This window comes from Serinicoccus sp. CUA-874 (assembly GCF_001942225.1).
GTDB lineage: Bacteria > Actinomycetota > Actinomycetes > Actinomycetales > Dermatophilaceae > Ornithinicoccus > Ornithinicoccus marinus.
In genome coordinates this window covers 46,061-63,121 of sequence record NZ_MKJZ01000038.1, presented here as the reverse complement: position 1 = coordinate 63,121, position 17,061 = coordinate 46,061, and the positions used below count along the sequence as shown (strand labels likewise).

Below are 17,061 nucleotides of genomic sequence, written 5' to 3'. Positions count from 1 at the left end.
AGGAGGCACCGTGGGCGCGGGTCGCCCCTCCCGGTGCAGGAAGGGGCCGACCCGGATCCGGTCCGTACCGGGTCAGGTGCGCGGGATCTCGCGCATCTCGTAGGTGGTGATGAGGTCGTCGGCCTGGAGGTCGTTGAACGACCCCAGGTTGACGCCGCACTCGAAGCCCTCGCGGACCTCGGTGACGTCGTCCTTGAACCGCCGCAGCCCGGCGATCTGCAGACCCTCGGTGATGACGACGCCGTCCCGGGTGATCCGGGCCTTCGCACCGCGTCGCATCTCGCCGCTCCTGACCAGGCAGCCGGCGACGTTGCCGAACTTCGAGCTGCGGAAGATCTCGCGGACCTCCGCCGTGCCCGTCTCGACCTCTTCGTACTCCGGCTTGAGCATGCCCTTGAGGGCGTTCTCGATGTCCTCGATGGCCTGGTAGATCACCGAGTAGTAGCGGATCTCCACACCCTCCTTGTCCGCGTAGTCGGCGTTCTGCCCCTCCGCGCGGACGTGAAGCCGAGGATCACCGCGTCCGAGGCGACGGCGAGGTTGATGTTGTTCATCGTGATCGCGCCGACGCCGCGGTCGATGATCCGCAGGTCGACCTCGTCGCCGACGTCGATCTGCAGCAGCGCGTCCTCCAGCGCCTCCACCGAACCGGACACGTCGCCCTTGAGGATGAGGTTGAGGGTCTCGACCTTGCCCTGCGCGAGGGCCTGGTTGAGGTCCTCCAGGCTGATCCGCTTGCGCGACTTGGCCAGGGCGGCCTGCCGGTCGGCGGCCTCGCGCTTCTCGGCGATCTGCCGTGCCGTGCGGTCGTCCGGAGCGACGACGAAGGTGTCGCCGGCCCGGGCCACCGTGTCCATGCCGAGCACCTGGACCGGACGCGAGGGAGTGGCCTCCTCGACGTTGGTGCCGTGCTCGTCGAGCATCGCCCGGACGCGACCGTGGCTGCCGCCGGAGACGATGGCGTCGCCGACCCGCAGCGTGCCCTGCTGGACCAGCACCGTCGCGACCGCGCCGCGCCCCTTGTCGAGGTTCGCCTCGATGGCGACACCGCGCGCGTCCTTGTCCGGGTTGGCCCGCAGGTCGAGCGCCGCGTCGGCCGTCAGCAGCACCGCGTCGAGCAGTTCCTCGATGTTGAGCTGGTTCTTGGCGGAGACGTCGACGAACATCGTCTCGCCGCCGTACTCCTCGGCGACGAGGTTGTACTCGGTCAGCTGACCGCGCACCTTGGCCGCGTCCGCACCGTCGACGTCGATCTTGTTGACCGCGACCACGATCGGCACGTCCGCCGCCTGGGCGTGGTTGAGCGCCTCGATCGTCTGGGGCATGACACCGTCGTCCGCGGCGACCACGAGGATCGCGATGTCCGTCACCTTCGCACCACGGGCACGCATGGCCGTGAAGGCCTCGTGTCCCGGGGTGTCGATGAAGGTGATGGCCCGCTCCTCGCCCTCGTGCTCGGTGTGGACCTGGTATGCCCCGATGTGCTGGGTGATCCCACCGGCCTCGTCGGCGGTGACGTCGGCCTGCCGGATCGCGTCCAGCAGCCGGGTCTTGCCGTGGTCGACGTGACCCATGACGGTGACCACCGGGGGGCGGGCCTCGAGGTCCTCGTCGGACTCGGCGTCGGCCTCGGCCTCCAGGTCGATGTTGAAGGAGCTGAGCAGCTCGCGCTCCTCCTCCTCGGGGGAGACGACACGGATGGTGTAGTCGAGCTCCTGGCCCAGCACGCCGAAGGTGTCTTCGTCCAGCGACTGCGTGGCCGTGGCCATCTCGCCGAGGTGGAACAGGACCGTCACCAGCGAGGCCGGGTCGACGTTGATCTTGTCCGCGAAGTCGGTGAGCGAGGCACCGCGGCGCACCGTGATGGTGGCGCCGTTGCCCCGGGGGATGCTGACGCCACCGATGGAGGGCGCCTGCATCTGCTCGAACTCCTGACGCTTGGCCCGCTTGGACTTGCGCCCGCGGACCTTCCCGCCGCCTCGACCGAAGGCACCCTGGGTGCCGCCACGACCGCGCGGACCGCCTCCGCGGCCACCGCCGGGTCCGCGGAAGCCACCGCCGGGAGGACCGCCGGGGCCGCCGCCCGGACGGCCGCGGCCACCGCCGCGCGTGGGGCGCTCCCCGGGTCGCGGGACGGCCGCCTGGGCAGGCATCATGCCCGGGTTGGGGCGCGGACCGCCCGGGCGCGGCCCGGCAGCACCGGTGCCCTGCCGACCACCGGGACGCTCGGCGCCACGGCTGCCGCCGGGGCGAGGCATGCCCTGGCTCGTCGCGAACGGGTTGTTGCCCGGGCGCGGCGTGCCGGACCGGTCGCCCGACCCGCCCCGCCGGTCACGGGACTGGCCCATGCCCTGGTTGGAGCTGAAGGGGTTGTTGCCCGGCCGCGGGCCGGGCTTGGCGCCGGGTCGGGGCGACTTCGGCGCCTCCTCCTTGGCGGCCGGCGCGGACGGTGTCGCGCCGGGGTCGAGGTGGGCGGCGTGTCGGTCGCCGGCGCCGTCGCCGACGCGGCGTCCTTCGCGGCGCCCGGGGTCGGGGCCTCCGCGGAGGACGCCTTCTCGGCGGCCCCGCCGGCGGGGCCGGGCTTGGGGGCGGCCGACTTCCTGGGCGGGCTCGCGGGAGCCTTCGTCGTCTCCGCGGCCGTGCCACCGCCGCCCTTCTCGGCGGTGGCGGGGGGGTTCTCGCGGATCTTGCGGACGACCGGGGGCTCGATGGTCGACGACGCCGACCTCACGAACTCTCCCTGGTCCTTCAGGTGGGCGAGCAGCTCCTTGCTCTCGACCCCGAGCTCCTTGGCGAGCTCGTAAACCCTGAGCTTTGGCACGGTGTGGTGTCTCCTCGGTGTTGGCGCCACGACCGTGACCCGCTCAGGGGCGGTCGCGACTACTGCTGGTGGGTGCTCATCGCTGAGTACTCATCGGGTGCTCATCAGCGTCAAACCCGCTTCCGGTGTCCTCGATGACAGGCCCTGTCGTCGGGCCCGCCGGTGGTCTCGCCCAGGCCAGGTGGCCCGGGTGGTGCTCTCAGCCGTGCTGCTGCGCGTGCCGGCGGACGTCGCCCAGGTCCACCTCGCCCGACGCCGGGAGGCGCAGGGCGCGGAGGAGAGCACGACGGGTGATCGCCGACTCCACGCACTCCGGGGCGGGGTGCACGTATACACCTCGGCCCGGCAGCCGCCGCCGCACGTCCAGGACCACCCGCCATCGTGCGGGGGCATCCTGTCGTGCAACGAACCGCAGCAGCGCGGTCTGCTCGCAGCGGGTCCGACATCCGACGCAGGTCCGCACCGGTGAGTGCCCGACCTGCGAGGTGGAGACGGCTCCGCTCCGACCCTCCACTCTACACGCCGACGTCGTCGCCGCGGCGTCCACCCCGCCGTCGACCTGCTCCTCGGTGTCGGCCCGGATGTCGATCTTCCACCCGGTCAGCCGGTTGGCCAGCCGGGCGTTCTGACCCTCGCGCCCGATGGCGAGGGACAGCTGATAGTCGGGGACGACCACGCGTACCTGCTTGGCCCGACCGTCGACGATGGTGGCCGAGGACACCCTGGCCGGAGACAGCGCCGCGGCGACGAACTGCGCCGGGTCGTCCACGTAGTCGACGATGTCGATCTTCTCGCCCTGCAGCTCGGCCATGACGGCACGCACGCGCTGCCCCATCGGCCCGATGCACGCGCCCTTGGCGTTGACCCCGGGCACGGTGGAGTGCACGGCGATCTTGGTCCGGTGGCCCGCCTCACGCGCCACCGCCTGGATCTGGACGGTCCCGTCGGCGATCTCCGGCACCTCCAGGGCGAAGAGCCGGCGCACGAGGTTGGGGTGCGTCCGGGACAGGGTGACGTGCGGCCCACGCAGGCCGCGCTTGGCGCTGACCACGAAGCAGCGCAGCCGCTGCCCGTGCTCGTAGCTCTCGCCGGGCACCTGCTCGGAGACGGGCAGCTCCCCCTCGATCGTCCCGAAGTCGACGAGGATCCGGCGGGGGTCGTTGGACTGCTGGATGATGCCGGAGACGATGTCGCCCTCGCGGCCCCGGAAGTCGCCGAGCACGGCGTCGTCCTCGAGGTCGCGCATGCGCTGGGCGATGACCTGCCGGCCCGTGGCCGCCGCCACCCGCCCGAACCCCTCGGGGGTGTCGTCGTACTCAGGTCCGGGCTCCCCCGGCGTGCCGTGCTCGCTCACGGGAGGGTCCTCGCGGGCCCAGACGGTGACGTGCCCGGACGTCCGGTCCAGCTCGACCCGGGCGTGCCGCGCGTGGCCGTCGACGCGCTGGTACGCCGAGAGCAGCGCCTGCTCGATGGCCTCGACGATGACGTCCATCGGGATCTCGCGCTCGCGCTCGAGCATGCGCAGCGCTGCCATGTCGATATCCATCATGCGTCCTTCCGCTCGGGGCTGCTGAACTCCACCTGGACCGTCGCCTTGGCCACGTCGGCCAGCGGCAGCGGGCCGTGGTCGGCGATCGTGAGGTGGTCGGGTCCGGCCTCCACCAGTCGACCTTCCAGGGTGCTCCCGTCGGACCGGCTGACCTTGAGCAGCCGGCCCACGTTGCGTCGGAAGTGGCCGAACTCGGTGAGCGGCCGGTCCAGCCCGGTCGAGCCGACCTCCAGGGTGTAGGGCCGCTCGCCCATGACCGAGCAGGTGTCCACCGCGGCGGACACGCTCCGGGTCGCCTCGGAGACCTCGTCCAGGCTCAGTGGCTGGACGGTCGAGGTGACGTCGTCGGGCGCCAGGCCCGACAGGTCACGTGCCAGCAGCACCCGGACGAGGCGGCGGCGTCCTGCCTCCTGGACGGTCACACCGTCCACCACGACGTCGAGATCGGTGTCCGCCAGCGCCTCGGTCGCGTGCCGCGTGATCGTGGCGGCGGCCGCGCGTGCGTCCATGGCGTGCTCCTCGTCTTCTGCTGTCGTGCCCGCGACGGGCGCGCACGGGTGGGTGGGCGCGGCGGTGCCGTCCGGGGCACACACCCTACCGTCTGCGAGGATGACGGTCATGCCACCCGTCCCGGTTCCCCGGCGCACCGCGCTGCGTGCCGCGGCCTGGGCGGGCGCGGCAGCGATGCTGTCCGGGTGCAGCGGTGACCGGCTGCGGACCCCGTGGGCTCCCGAGCCACCGGCCCAGGACTCCGGTCCTGACGCACCGGACCTGCCGCTGATCCGTGCCGCACGTCACCGCGTCGCCGGCTACCGCAGCGCGCTCGCGCAGGTCGGACCGACGTCGGAGCAGCGGGCGCTCGTGCGCCGCCTCGACGAGCTGTGGACGCTCCAGGCGGAACGGCTGGAGCTGTTGCTCACCGCGCTCGAGCGCCCCTCGGGCAGCGATGATCCCGCAGTCGGCACGAGCCCGCCCGACGACGCCGCCGCGACGAGCTCCGCACCGTCGGACCTGCTGACCCTGGGTCGCACGGTGCGCGCGGACCGAGAGGTGATGGTCGAGGAGATCGGCGCGTCGACCGCCACGAACCGCCCCATGCTGCTCTCCCTGGCGGCCCAGCAGCTGTTCAGCGCGGACCGGGCTGGGGCGCCGGTCGACTGGCCGGCGCTCAGCGGGCCGACCGGTGCCGCGGCGGTGCCGATCCTCGCGACCGCCCGTCCCGCGGTCTACGCCCTCGAGGTGGTCGCCGCCCGATCCGGTGGCGAGGAGCGTGAGGCCTACGAGGCGGTCCTCGCGCCGCTGCGGGGGATGACCAGGACCCTGACCACGCTGGCCGGTGACGCCGCCCCGGTGCCACCGCTCGGCTACGACCTGCCCGAGCCGCTCGCGAGCCGCTCGGACCGCGAGGGGCTGGCCCGGGCGGTGGTCGCGGACATCGCCCCCGCGGTCCTGCGGGTCGCCGACCGCGCCGGGTCCGACCCCGCTCAGGTCGGGTCCACCCTGCGGCTCACGGTCGAGGCCACCGCATGGTCCCGCCGGCTCGGCGCCGGCACCACGGCCTTCCCCGGCATGACCCTGCCCTGAGGACCGCTCGATCGCGACGGTCCTCAGGGCACGGTGCGCCGAGGACCGTCGCACGTTGTCGCTCGGGCCGGCACCCCACCGGTGAGATCGGCCGAGGCAGACTGGGTGCATGCCCAACCGCCTGTCGTCCAGCACCTCGCCCTACCTCCAGCAGCACGCGGACAACCCGGTCGACTGGTGGGAGTGGGGCCCGGCGGCCTTCGAGGAGGCCGGGCGTCGCGGGGTGCCGGTCCTGCTCTCGGTGGGGTATGCCGCCTGCCACTGGTGCCACGTCATGGCGCACGAGTCCTTCGAGGACGACGAGGTCGCCGAGGTGCTGCGTGTCGGCTTCGTGACGGTGAAGGTCGACCGGGAGGAGCGCCCCGACGTCGACGCCGCCTACATGAGCGCGCTGACGGCCCTCACCGGGCAGGGCGGGTGGCCCATGACGTGCCTGCTCACGCCCACCGGTGAGCCCTTCTGGGCCGGCACCTACCTCCCCAAGGACGGCTTCCTCCAGCTGCTGCGGGCCGCGTCGGTGCAGTGGGAGCAGGACCGGCCACGGTTGGAGCACGGCGGCGCAGAGGTCGTGCGGACGCTCACCGAGGCGCAGCAGCGCGCAGCGGCAGGCAGCGCGGAGGGGCTGGACGCCCGACTCGCCGACGAGGCGGCGCGCTCCCTCGCGGCGGATGCCGACCCGCAGTGGGGAGGCTTCGGCGGCGCCCCGAAGTTCCCGCCCTCGATGGTCCTGGCCTTCCTGCTGCGGCACCACGCCCGGACGGGCGAGGCGCGCTCCCTGGAGATGGTGCGCCACACCTGCGAGCGGATGGCCCGCTCGGGGATGTACGACCAGGTGGGCGGCGGTTTCGCGAGGTATGCCGTGGACCGGGCCTGGGTGGTCCCGCACTTCGAGAAGATGCTCTACGACAACGCGCTGCTGCTGGGCGTCTACACCGACCTCGCCCGCACCGACCCGGTGTCCCGCCCCTGGGCGGAGCGCGTGGTCCGGGAGACCGTCGAGTGGCTCCTGCGCGAGCTGTGGACCGAGCAGGAGGCCTTCGCCAGCTCGCTGGACGCCGACACCGACGGTGTCGAGGGCGCCACCTACACCTGGACCCGCGAGGAGCTGGTCGCCGCGCTGGGCGAGGGCGACGGGGAGCGGGCAGCCGACCTGCTCGGGGTCACCCCCGCGGGCACCTTCGAGCACGGTCGGTCGACCCTCCAGCTGACCGCCGACCCCGACGACGCGCCCTGGTGGGCGGCCACCCGGCAGCGCCTGGACGTGCAGCGCAGCCTGCGCCCCCAGCCCGGCCGGGACGACAAGGTCGTCACGGCGTGGAACGGTCTGCTCGTGGCGGCGCTGGCGCACGCCGGGTGGGCCTTCGACGAGGAGGACTGGGTCGACGTCGCGGCCCGGTGCGCGCGCTTCCTCCTGCGCGAGCACGTGGTCGAGGGTCGGCTGCGGCGCAGCTCGCGGGACGGGACCGTCGGTGGCGCCCTTGCCGTGGCCGAGGACCACGGCAACCTCGCCGACGGTCTGCTCGCGCTGCACCGGGCGACCGGCGACCCGTCCTGGCTGGCGGCGGCCGATGACCTGATCACGGCCGCACGGTCGCTCTTCGTGCGGCCGGACGGATCCGTCGCCGGCACCGGGACCGACGCAGACCGCCTGGTGCTGGACCCGACGACGACCGGGGACAACGCGGAGCCGGGAGGACTTTCCGCGATCGCGGTGGCCCTCGTGCGCCTGGGCGCCCAGGGCGGACCTCCCGGATGCTTCGAGGCGGCACGGGACGCGTTGACGCACGTCAGCGAGCAGGCCCGGCAGGCGCCCCGGTTCACCGGGTGGTCCCTCGTCGCGGCCGAGGAGCTGACCGCGGGACCCACGGTCGTCCGGCTCGGGCCCTCGGCGTCGCCAGAGCTCGCGGCGACCACGCGCCGGGCACCCGTCGGGACCCTGGTCCTGCACCGGTCTACCGACGGGCCGGCCGCTCCCCCGCCGACGGCGGCCGTGGTCTGCCACGGCACCGTCTGCGGGCTGCCGACCGAGGACCCGGCCGCCCTGCCGTGAGGCTCGGACCGGGGCCGGAGTTTGCGAGGATGGGGGCGTGCGCACCTCACTCGTCACCGCCGGTCTCACCCTGTCGCTGCTGCTCGTCGGCTGCGGCCCGGGCGAGCAGGTCACCTCCGACACGGCTCCGACCACCGCAGCAGCCACGGGGGATGCCACGACCCCCACCTCGGAGAACTCGGCCACCTCGGCACCGGTGGCGCAGGAGGATGCCACGACCACGGCCACCCCGACCACGAGCACGCCTCCCGACAGCGCCGCGCAGGGCACGACGGGGGCGGAGACGGCGGCGACGACGGCGGCGACCGCGACGATGACACCCGGGACGACCAGCTCCGCGGAGCCGCGCGAGACCACCCCCGACTCGCCGTTGGCGGACGGGCCGGTGACGATCCTGCTCATCGGCACCGACTCCCGGGACCCCGCGTCGATGAGCGGCGCGTCGGACACGATCATGCTCATGCACCTGCCGGAGGACCGGAGCGAGGTGGCCCTCGTCTCGCTCACCCGCGACATGTGGGTCGACATCCCCGGGATGGGGCAGGGCAAGATCAACGCCGCCTTCGCCCAGGGCGGGACCGACACCCTGCGCCGCACCGTCTCCGACCTGCTGGGCGGGGTCGAGATCGACTACGTCGTCCAGTCCAACTTCCAGGGCTTCATCAACCTCACCCGCTGGCTCGAGGGCTTCGAGGTCGACAACAAGCACGCCTCCTCCGTCACGGTCGGCTCCACCGGGCGCCAGGTCGTCTTCGACGAGGGACCACTGTGGTTGGAGAACACCGACGGGCTCATCTACAGCCGGCAACGCAAGGGTCTCCCGCTGGGTGATCTCGACCGCACCGAGCGGCAGCGCGCCGTCCTTGTCGGCATGATGGGCCGGCTGCAGGAGCGGCTCGCGGACGACCCCCGCGCCTTCCCCGAGCTGGTCGCACACCTGCACGGCAACGTCAAGGTCACCGGCGACATCGACCTCCAGGACTTTGTCGCCCTCACCCCGCTGCTGCGCGAGCTCGACCCCGAGGACACCATCTCGCTCATGGTGCCGATCACCGGCTTCGACAAGATCCAGGGACAGTCGGTCAACATCGTCGACCGGGAGCAGACCGCCGCGCTCGGGGCAGCCCTGCGCGAGGACGACGTCGAGGGCTACGTCGACCGCTGGGGCACCGGCTACGCCCCATGAGGGCCTCACGCAGAACCCCGACAGCCGCCCCGCGGCTGGCCGTGGTCCTGCTCGGCCCGATGGCGGTGCTCGGCTGCACCGGGCCGCCCCCGCAGGACGGACCGCCGACGACGGCCCCGACCCGGTCGAATCCCCCGACGCAGTCCCCACCCGCTCCCTCCGACGACGGCCAGCAGGCCCCGGCCACTTCCCCGACGTCGACCTCAGCGGCACCGGAGTCGGCCACGAGCACGCAGCGCCCCTCCGCGCAGCGACCCTTCGAGATCACCATCGCCGCCACCGGGGACGTCCTGGCCCACCACGCCGTCAACGAGTCGGCCCGCGAGTTCGCCCGGCAGTCCGGCGGCGAGGACGTCTTCGACTACTCCCCCATGTTCGACGACGTCTCCCCACTGCTGTCGGAGGCCGACCTCGCCCTGTGCCATCTCGAGACGCCGCTGTCGTCGGACCACTCGTCGCTGACCGCGCCCGGGATCCTGACCTTCAACACCCCGCCCGAGCTCGCGACAGCGCTGGCCGGTGCGGGGATCGACGGGTGCGACTTCGCGTCGAACCACACGATGGATCAGAGGCTCGAGGGACTCGCGACCACCGAGGCGGTGGTCCGGGACGCCGGTCTGGGGTATGCCGGGCCGACCGCGTCCCGGGACCGCGCCGGCCGGGCGGAGACCTACCGGGTCCCGGTCGCCTCGGGTGACCCCGTCACCGTGGCCCACCTGGCCTACACCTACACCTACCCCAACGACGGCAGCCCGACGACGCACATCCCCGCCGAGGCACCCTGGCTCGAGCTCGCGTCGTGGCCCTCGATCGGCGGCGAGGGCATCCGGGAGCAGGCCCGGGCCGCGCGCCGCGAGGGCGCCGACGTGGTGGTCGTGTCGATGCACTGGGGCCAGGAGTACCAGGTCATCCCGACGCAGGACCAGACCCGGCTCGCACGCGAGCTGCTGGAGTCGCCCGACATCGACCTCCTCCTGGGCACCCACGCCCACGTGATCCAGCCCTGCGAGCGGATCGGGGACCAGCACGTCATCCACGGCCTGGGCAACGTCCTGTCCAACCAGGGCTTCGACGTCAACCCGGCGCTGGCCCCCGGCACCCAGGAGGGCATGGTGGCGGTCGTGACCGTGCGGCGGGACGACGAGGGGCGGCTGAGCACCGGGCTCGCCTACCACCCCACCCGGGTCGAGATCGACCCTGCCGACGGTGCGACCCACGTCATCCGGCTCGTGGGACCGGACACCCCGACGTGGGAGCGCACGACCTCGGCCGTGGACCTGCTCGGCGGGTGCGGTGCCCGCCCGATGCCGCCGTGAGCCGTCAGCCGAGAAGCTGGCGCGCGGTGTCCCAGCCGATCTTGAGGATGAAGGCGACCACGATGACCACGAAGACGACCCGGACGAAGCCGCTGCCGCGCGCCACCGCGACGCGTGCCCCGAGGTAGCCCCCGAGGACGTTGGCGGCTCCGAGCAGCAGGCCGACCGACCAGATCACGGCGCCCTGCGGGACGAAGACGACGAGCGCCGCGAGGTTGGTGGCGAGGTTAGCGATCTTGGCCTTCGCGCTCGCCTCGAGGAAGCCATACCCCAGGGCGCTGACCAGGGCGAAGACGAAGAACGAGCCGGTGCCCGGCCCGAGGGCGCCGTCGTAGGCCCCGACGACCACCCCGATGACGACCGCCGTCCCCACGTGCTTGCGACGCGCATGGCCGAAGCGCAGCGCCTGCAGCTGTCCCATGGACGGCTTGAGCAGGGTGTAGGCCCCGACCGCCACGAGCACCACGAGGATGATGGGGTTGAAGGCTTCCTTGCTGATGAGGAAGGCCAGGGCCGCGCCACCCGCGCTGCCGGCGAAGGCCGCCAGGGCGAGGGGGACCGCCGTGCGCAGGTCCGGGCGGATACGGCGGAAGTAGGTGACCGAGCTCACCGTGGTGCCGCAGATCGAACCCAGCTTGTTGGTGGCGAGCAGCTGCACCGGCGTCGCGCCGGGAAGGCCGACGAGCAGCGCCGGGAGCTGCACCAGCCCACCGCCACCGACGACCGCGTCGATGAAGCCCGCGGCGAGGCCCGCCAGGGCGAGGAAGACGAGGACCCGTGGCTCCAGGTCCAGGCTCTCCAGCACGTCGGGGTATGCCGTCAGCCGCGAGCGGGAGCGTCGCCGCTGTCGGCGCCACCGACCTGCGCTCGCACCGCCGCCACGGCGTCCGCCACCGCCACCTCGCGCCGGTCACCGGTGCGCCGGTCCTTGACCTCCAGCACGCCGTCGGCGAGGCCCTTGCCGACGACGACGATGGTGGGCACCCCGAGCAGCTCGGCGTCCTTGAACTTCACGCCGGGGCTGACCTTGGGCCGGTCGTCGTAGATGACCTCCAGACCGGCGCCCTCGAGCTCGGCGACCAGACCCTCGGCGTGGTCGAAGACCGCCTGGTCCTTGCCGGTCGCGACGACGTGCACGTCCGCGGGCGCCAGGTTGCGGGGCCAGACCAGACCGATCTCGTCATGGGTCGCCTCGGCGACCGCCGCCACGGCGCGAGAGACCCCGACGCCGTAGGAACCCATCGTGACGGTGACCAGCTTGCCGTTCTGGTCCAGCACCCGGAGGTCCAGGGCCTCGGCGTACTTCCGGCCGAGCTGGAAGATGTGGCCCATCTCGATACCGCGGGCCAGGGTGAGCGGCCCGGCCCCGTCGGGGCTGGGGTCGCCTTCCCGGATCTCGCCCGCCTGGATCGTCCCGTCGGCCGTGAAGTCACGGCCGAGCACGAGGTCGAAGACGTGCTTGCCGTGCTCGTCGGCGCCGGTGACCCAGGCCGAGCCCTGCGCGACGGAGGGGTCGAGGAGGTATCTGATGCCGCTTCTGCGCTGCTCCCCGAGAACGCCCGGGCCGATGTAGCCCTTGGCCAGCATCGGGTACGCGGCGAAGTCGGCCTCCTCGAACGGGCGCCAGGCGGCGGGCGCGACCTGGGCCTCCAGCCGCTTGGCGTCGACCTCGCGGTCACCGGGCAGGCCGATGGCCAGCGGCTCGGTCGTCCCGTCCGGGTGCTCGAGCATGACGACGACGTTCTTGAGCGTGTCGGCGGCGGTCCAGGCCCGGCCGTCGGTGCGCGGGTGCAGCGCATCGGCCTGGGCGACGAGGGTCGCGATGGTCGGGCTGTCCGGGGTCTCCTCGACGTGGGCGGCCGGGGTCGCCTCGACGACCGCCGCGTCCACCGCGGGCGCCTGCGGCACGACGACGGCCTCGACGTTGGCGGCATACCCGGACGCCTCGCAGCGCACGAAGGTGTCCTCCCCGACGGGGCTGACGGCGAGGAACTCCTCGCTGGCCGAGCCACCCATGGCGCCGGAGTCGGCGTGCACGATGACGTAGTCGAAGCCGAGCCGGTCGAAGATCCTGACGTAGGCCTCGCGGTGACGCTGGTAGGCCTCCTCGAGACCGGCGTCGTCCACGTCGAAGGAGTAGGAGTCCTTCATGATGAACTCGCGGCCGCGCAGCAGCCCGGCCCGGGGCCGGGCCTCGTCGCGGTACTTCGTCTGGATCTGGTAGAGCGTGAGCGGCAGCTCCTTGTAGGAGCTGAACATGTCCTTGACGGTGAGGGTGAACAGCTCCTCGTGGGTGGGGCCGAGCAGCATGTCGTTGTCCTTGCGGTCCTGGAGCCGGAAGAGGTTGTCGCCGTACTCCGTCCACCGGCCGCTCGCCTCGTAGGGCTCGCGCGGCAGCAGCGCGGGGAAGGACAGCTCCTGGCCGCCGATCGCGTCCATCTCCTCACGGACGATCGCCTCGACCTTGCGCAGCACCTTCAGACCCAGCGGCAGCCAGGAGTAGATGCCCGGGGCCGCCCGCCGGATGTAGCCGGCCCGCACGAGCAGCTTGTGCCCGCGCAGCTCGGCGTCGGCCGGGTCCTCGCGCAGGGTCCGCAGGAACAGGGTCGACAGGCGCATGACCACGTGGGGGCACTCCTCGGGGTGGCAGGGGATTCGTCGCGGTATGCCGGTGCGCACCGGCGCTACGAGGGTACCCGGCGCGCGGCTCCCGATTCGACGGGTTTGCGCGGGCGTCTCTCAGGCGGAGACCGCCTGCGCGACACCGTCCACGAGGCGGTCCACCTCTCTCGCCGTGGTGTAGGGCGCCATGCCGGCCCGGACGCCGCCGGCCGCGCCGAGACCGAGGCGGTGGGACAGCTCCCAGGCGTAGAAATGCGAGGCCGGCGCGTTGACGTCCAGGCTCGCGAGGTGCCGGTGGATCGCCGCCGGGTCCACGCCGTCGACGGTGAACAGCAGCGTCGGGGTCCGGCGCTGCGCCCGCGACCAGAGGGTGAGCCCCGGGATCGCTGACAGCCCCTCCTCCGCGCGTCGGCGCATGCCGTCCTCGTGCTCCTCGATCACGGTGAAGGCGGAGGTGAGCCGCTCCGGCCGGGTGGACCCCTCCCCCAGCGAGGCGATGAGGTCGACCGCGGCCGTCGCTCCCGCGAGCAGCTCGTAGGGCAGCGTGCCGAGCTCGAACCGCTCGGGGACGGCGTCGGTGGAGGGCAGCAGCTTGTCCGGCCGGAGCCGCTCCAGCAGCTCGGCGCGGCCGGTCTGCACGCCGAGGTGCGGCCCGAAGAACTTGTAGGGCGAGCAGGAGAGCAGGTCGGCGCCCAGGGCGGCGGTGTCGATCCGGTCGTGGGCCGCCAGGTGGACGGCGTCGACGTGGACGAGGGCTCCGACCTCGTGGGCTGCCGCGCTGATCGCCGGCAGGTCGGGCCGGGTGCCGATGAGGTTGGCGGCACCGGTCACCGCGACCAGGCGCGTCCGGTCGGACAGGACGGCGGTCACGGCCTCCACCGGCAGCTCGCCGGTGGCAGGGTCCACCTCGGCCCACCGGACGGTCGCGCCGACCGCGAGCGCGGCGGTGACCCAGGGACGGATGTTGCCGTCGTGGTCCAGGGAGGTGACGACCACCTCGTCGCCCGGACCCCAGCCCTGGCACCGGGCGAGGGTGCGGGCGAGGTCCATGGTCAGCGCGGTCATGCTGCGGCCGAAGATCACGGTCGCCGGGTCGACAGCCAGCAGGTCCCCCAGGGCCGACCGCGCCGCGCGCACCGTCTCCTCGGCCCGGCGCTCGGAGTCCGTCACCGTGCCGCGGTTGGACAGCGGGCTGGTCAGCGTGCTCGCCACGGCCGCGGCGACCACGGCGGGGGTCTGCGAGCCGCCGGGTCCGTCGAAGAACGCGGTCCCTCCGGCGAGCGAGGGGAACTGGGCACGGACGGCGTCGACGTCGAGCGGCATACCGCGCAGCCTAGGTCCTGGCAGACCGGAGGCCCGGCGGGCGTGTGCCCGCCGGGCCTCGCTCGAACAGCGTGGCTCAGTGCCTCACTGGTGCTCGTCCTCGTGGTCGTGGTCGTCGCCACCCAGCGGACCGGCGAAGGTGTGCTCGGGACCGGCGGGGGCCGGGATCTCGAACTTCCCGGGGACCGCACGCCCGGGGACGCCGTTCACCGCCTCGGTCGACGCGGCGTAGCGGAAGACCGCGAAGGCCACCGCGTCGGCGTTGACGTCCAGGGCGCCCTCGTCCAAATTGTCGATGGTGTCGCACTCCTGGTGGTAGCACGGGTCGAAGGACTCGCCCGCGACGCCGCCCCAGATCTCCTGCTGCTCCGGCGTCTTGACGACCTCGGCGCCGGTGAAGAGCCCACCGGAGGGGATGCCGTTGTCGATGAACGCCTGGTAGTCGCTCCGGCCGCTGAAGGCGGAGTCGTCGTAGGGCTCACCGCGCAGCGTGTAGAACGACTCGAAGGTCTCCTCGATGTCCTCCGAGCCCTCGGGGACGACGACCGGTGCGGCGAAGCTGGACTGGTCGCGTCGTAGACGCCGAGGTAGTAGTTCGGCGACCCGATCATGTCGAAGTTGAGGTAGAGCGCGATCTCGTCGAGCTCCGCCGCGCTGCGCTGGTCGACCCAGGCGCGGGAGCCCAGGAGGCCCAGCTCCTCGGCACCCCACCACGCGAAGCGCACGGTGTTGTGCGGGCGGCTCTTGGACATCTGCTCGGCCACCTCCAGCAGGCCGGCCGAGCCGGACCCGTTGTCGTTGATGCCGGGGCCGGCCGGGACCGAGTCGAGGTGCGCGCCGGCCATGACGACGTTGCCGTCGGTGCGTCCGGCGAGCTCGCCGATGACGTTGTATGACGTCGCGTCGTAGAAGTCGACGGCGATCCGGGCCGTGGAGCCCTCCTGTGCGAGCGACTCGCCGGCGGCGTAGGAGGTGCCGACGACCGGGATGTCGACGACGCCGTCACCACCCAGGGTCGGGTTGAGCACGCCGGTCCGGTCGGCGGCGTCGGTGTCGCCCTGGTTGAAGATGACGACCCCGGAGGCACCGGCCGCCTCGGCGTTGACCGCCTTGTCGGCGAACGGGCACGACCCCCGCTGGACGAGCGCGATCGCGCCGCTGGGGAAGCCCGCGAAGTCCTCGGCCTGGCAGCCGCTGGAGTTCGCGCGCGGCGGGTCGAGGTTGATGTCGACCGGCACCACCTCCGCGGTGACGTCACCCTCACCGGTCCCCGTGGCGTCGGCGTGCGGCCACTCCGCCTGCTGCGGGGCGAGCTGCTCGAGGGTGGAGTCGACGGCGTCGTAGGTGAAGGGCACCACGTCGGCCGACCACCCCGCCGACTCCAGCACCTCGACGACGTAGTCGACGCTGGCGTCGTAGCCAGGCGTCAAGGAGGCGCGGTTGCCCCCGTTGTCGTCCGCGATCTGCTGGAAGGCCTCGAGATGCTCCATGACACCGTCGACACGGACGCACTCCAGGAGCTTGGCGTAGGTGTTGTTGCTGCGGTTGTCGCACCCGTTCTTCGACGGTGCGGCACCCGAGGGTGCCGCCACCAGGGCGGACGTGACCAGGGCACCGGCCGCAGCGGCGGCCAGCGTCCCTCGACGACGGGACAGGCTCATGAGGACTCCTTTGTCTCTCGTGTGGTGTCGGCCCGGGACGGGACCGACACCACACCTCAGAAGACCGTTCCGACAGACGCCCACCCGACGGGCCTGTCCTAGCCTGGGGCGATGCAGCTCGACGCCTCGGACCTCCTGCCCGTCCGCGAGGACGGGATCCTCGGTGACCTGCGGATGTGGCCAGACCTGGAGCTGCCCCACCTGGACCGGCGCAGCGAGGTGTACGTCTGGCTGCCGCCCGACTATGACGGCTCGTCGGACCGCTACCCGGTGCTCTACCTCCACGACGGGCACAACATGTTCCTCCCGCGGGCCTCCTTCGCCGGGGAGGTGTGGCACGTGGACCGTGCCATGACCCGCCTGGCGGCCGAGGGCATCGAGGCGGTCGTCGTCGCGGTGCCCTGTCATCCCGAGCTGCGCGGTGAGGAGTACACCCGCTACGCGCACCCGGAGCACGGCGGCGGACGGGCGGCCGACTACGGACGGTTCCTGCTCGACGAGCTCAAGCCGGCGGTCGACGACGTCCTGCGCACCCGGCCCGGGCCCGAGCACACCGTCGTCGCGGGCAGCTCGCTCGGCGCGGTGGTGAGCGCCGACCTCTGGGCGAGCAGGCCGGACGTGGTCGGCGGCGCCGGGCTCTTCTCCCCGGCCTTCTGGTGGCCGGGCGAGCAGGCGCTGGCCGACGTCGAGGACGCCGCCGTGACGAGGGCCGTCACGGTCCCGGGTCGGGTCTACCTGGACGTGGGCGGCCAGGAGGAGCCGGGCGACCCGGAGATCCAGCAGCGGTACGTCCTCGACGCGGAGCGCCTGCTGGGTTCGCTGCGGCGAGCCGGTGTGCCCGTCCGCTACGTCTACGACTCCGGCGCCCGGCACGTCGAGGCCGCCTGGGCCGAGCGCGTCGGTCCGGCCATCGCCTGGCTGCTGCGCGGGTCCGTCACCGCGGTGTGAT

At 72.9% G+C, this 17,061-nt stretch carries 11 protein-coding genes and 4 pseudogenes; 5 read left to right on the top strand and 10 right to left on the bottom strand.

Annotated features, from left to right (window positions below):
- Nucleotides 1-72: 72 nt before the first annotated feature.
- The 4 genes and pseudogenes from infB to rimP form a co-directional block, all read right to left on the bottom strand.
- Nucleotides 73-2,821, bottom strand: a pseudogene (gene infB, locus BJF80_RS16035) (translation initiation factor IF-2).
- 199 nt (nucleotides 2,822-3,020) lie between these two features.
- A complete protein-coding gene (locus BJF80_RS20555) occupies nucleotides 3,021-3,284 on the bottom strand; it encodes a YlxR family protein (protein ID WP_237767676.1) in 264 nt (87 codons plus the stop codon).
- A 75-nt stretch (nucleotides 3,285-3,359) separates the two neighbouring features.
- A pseudogene (gene nusA, locus BJF80_RS16020) lies at nucleotides 3,360-4,367 on the bottom strand (transcription termination factor NusA); the annotation flags it as partial.
- A complete protein-coding gene (gene rimP / locus BJF80_RS16015) occupies nucleotides 4,367-4,879 on the bottom strand; it encodes a ribosome maturation factor RimP (protein WP_075815113.1) in 513 nt (170 codons plus the stop codon). The pseudogene nusA and the gene rimP, both read right to left, overlap by 1 nt.
- Nucleotides 4,880-4,988: 109 nt before the next feature.
- Between rimP and BJF80_RS16010 the strand changes: the two genes are divergently transcribed.
- The 4 genes from BJF80_RS16010 to BJF80_RS15995 all read left to right on the top strand — a co-directional run bounded on the left by BJF80_RS16010 (nucleotide 4,989) and on the right by BJF80_RS15995 (nucleotide 10,506).
- Nucleotides 4,989-5,954 (top strand): ferritin family protein, encoded by a 966-nt coding sequence (locus BJF80_RS16010; RefSeq protein WP_075815111.1) that lies wholly within the window; start codon nucleotides 4,989-4,991, stop codon nucleotides 5,952-5,954.
- Nucleotides 5,955-6,063: 109 nt separating this feature from the next.
- Nucleotides 6,064-8,004 carry a thioredoxin domain-containing protein gene (locus BJF80_RS16005; RefSeq protein WP_075815109.1) on the top strand — a complete coding sequence of 647 codons (1,941 nt, stop codon included), beginning with the start codon at nucleotides 6,064-6,066 and terminating at the stop codon, nucleotides 8,002-8,004.
- A gap of 37 nt (nucleotides 8,005-8,041) precedes the next feature.
- Entirely contained in the window at nucleotides 8,042-9,190 is a 1,149-nt protein-coding gene (locus BJF80_RS16000) for an LCP family protein (protein ID WP_075815107.1), read from the top strand.
- A complete protein-coding gene (locus tag BJF80_RS15995) occupies nucleotides 9,187-10,506 on the top strand; it encodes a CapA family protein (RefSeq protein WP_083673753.1) in 1,320 nt (439 codons plus the stop codon). Before BJF80_RS16000 ends, BJF80_RS15995 begins: the two co-directional genes overlap by 4 nt.
- A 4-nt stretch (nucleotides 10,507-10,510) precedes the next feature.
- On the opposite strand, the gene BJF80_RS15990 is transcribed toward BJF80_RS15995, so the two are convergent.
- The 6 genes and pseudogenes from BJF80_RS15990 to BJF80_RS15975 all read right to left on the bottom strand — a co-directional run.
- On the bottom strand, nucleotides 10,511-11,311 hold the full coding sequence (locus BJF80_RS15990; protein ID WP_075815103.1) for a TSUP family transporter: 801 nt from the start codon (nucleotides 11,309-11,311) through the stop codon (nucleotides 10,511-10,513).
- Between the two features lie 14 nt (nucleotides 11,312-11,325).
- On the bottom strand, nucleotides 11,326-13,125 hold the full coding sequence (locus BJF80_RS15985) for a proline--tRNA ligase (protein ID WP_075815372.1): 1,800 nt from the start codon (nucleotides 13,123-13,125) through the stop codon (nucleotides 11,326-11,328).
- A gap of 120 nt (nucleotides 13,126-13,245) precedes the next feature.
- A complete protein-coding gene (locus BJF80_RS15980; protein ID WP_075815101.1) occupies nucleotides 13,246-14,451 on the bottom strand; it encodes a cysteine desulfurase-like protein in 1,206 nt (401 codons plus the stop codon).
- 84 nt (nucleotides 14,452-14,535) lie between these two features.
- Entirely contained in the window at nucleotides 14,536-14,661 is a 126-nt protein-coding gene (locus tag BJF80_RS20925; protein ID WP_269087418.1) for a hypothetical protein, read from the bottom strand.
- Between the two features lie 96 nt (nucleotides 14,662-14,757).
- A pseudogene (locus BJF80_RS20920) lies at nucleotides 14,758-15,162 on the bottom strand (M28 family peptidase); the annotation flags it as partial.
- Nucleotides 15,090-15,941 (bottom strand): annotated as a pseudogene (locus BJF80_RS15975) (M28 family peptidase); the annotation flags it as partial. The pseudogenes BJF80_RS15975 and BJF80_RS20920, both read right to left, overlap by 73 nt.
- A gap of 282 nt (nucleotides 15,942-16,223) precedes the next feature.
- On the opposite strand from BJF80_RS15975, the gene BJF80_RS17970 reads away from it, so the two are divergent.
- Nucleotides 16,224-17,060, top strand: coding sequence for an alpha/beta hydrolase (locus BJF80_RS17970; RefSeq protein WP_083673752.1), 837 nt, complete (start codon nucleotides 16,224-16,226; stop codon nucleotides 17,058-17,060).
- Nucleotide 17,061 lies beyond the last annotated feature (1 nt).

Bases quoted from the DNA above. Each gene is read 5' to 3' on its own strand.
- rimP (WP_075815113.1), bottom strand. From the start codon at position 4,879: ATGGACGCACGCGCGGCCGCCGCCACGATCACGCGGCACGCGACCGAG.
- BJF80_RS16010 (WP_075815111.1), top strand. From the start codon at position 4,989: ATGCCACCCGTCCCGGTTCCCCGGCGCACCGCGCTGCGTGCCGCGGCC.
- BJF80_RS16005 (WP_075815109.1), top strand. From the start codon at position 6,064: ATGCCCAACCGCCTGTCGTCCAGCACCTCGCCCTACCTCCAGCAGCAC.
- BJF80_RS15995 (WP_083673753.1), top strand. From the start codon at position 9,187: ATGAGGGCCTCACGCAGAACCCCGACAGCCGCCCCGCGGCTGGCCGTG.
- BJF80_RS15985 (WP_075815372.1), bottom strand. From the start codon at position 13,125: ATGCGCCTGTCGACCCTGTTCCTGCGGACCCTGCGCGAGGACCCGGCC.
- BJF80_RS15980 (WP_075815101.1), bottom strand. From the start codon at position 14,451: ATGCCGCTCGACGTCGACGCCGTCCGTGCCCAGTTCCCCTCGCTCGCC.
- BJF80_RS17970 (WP_083673752.1), top strand. From the start codon at position 16,224: ATGCAGCTCGACGCCTCGGACCTCCTGCCCGTCCGCGAGGACGGGATC.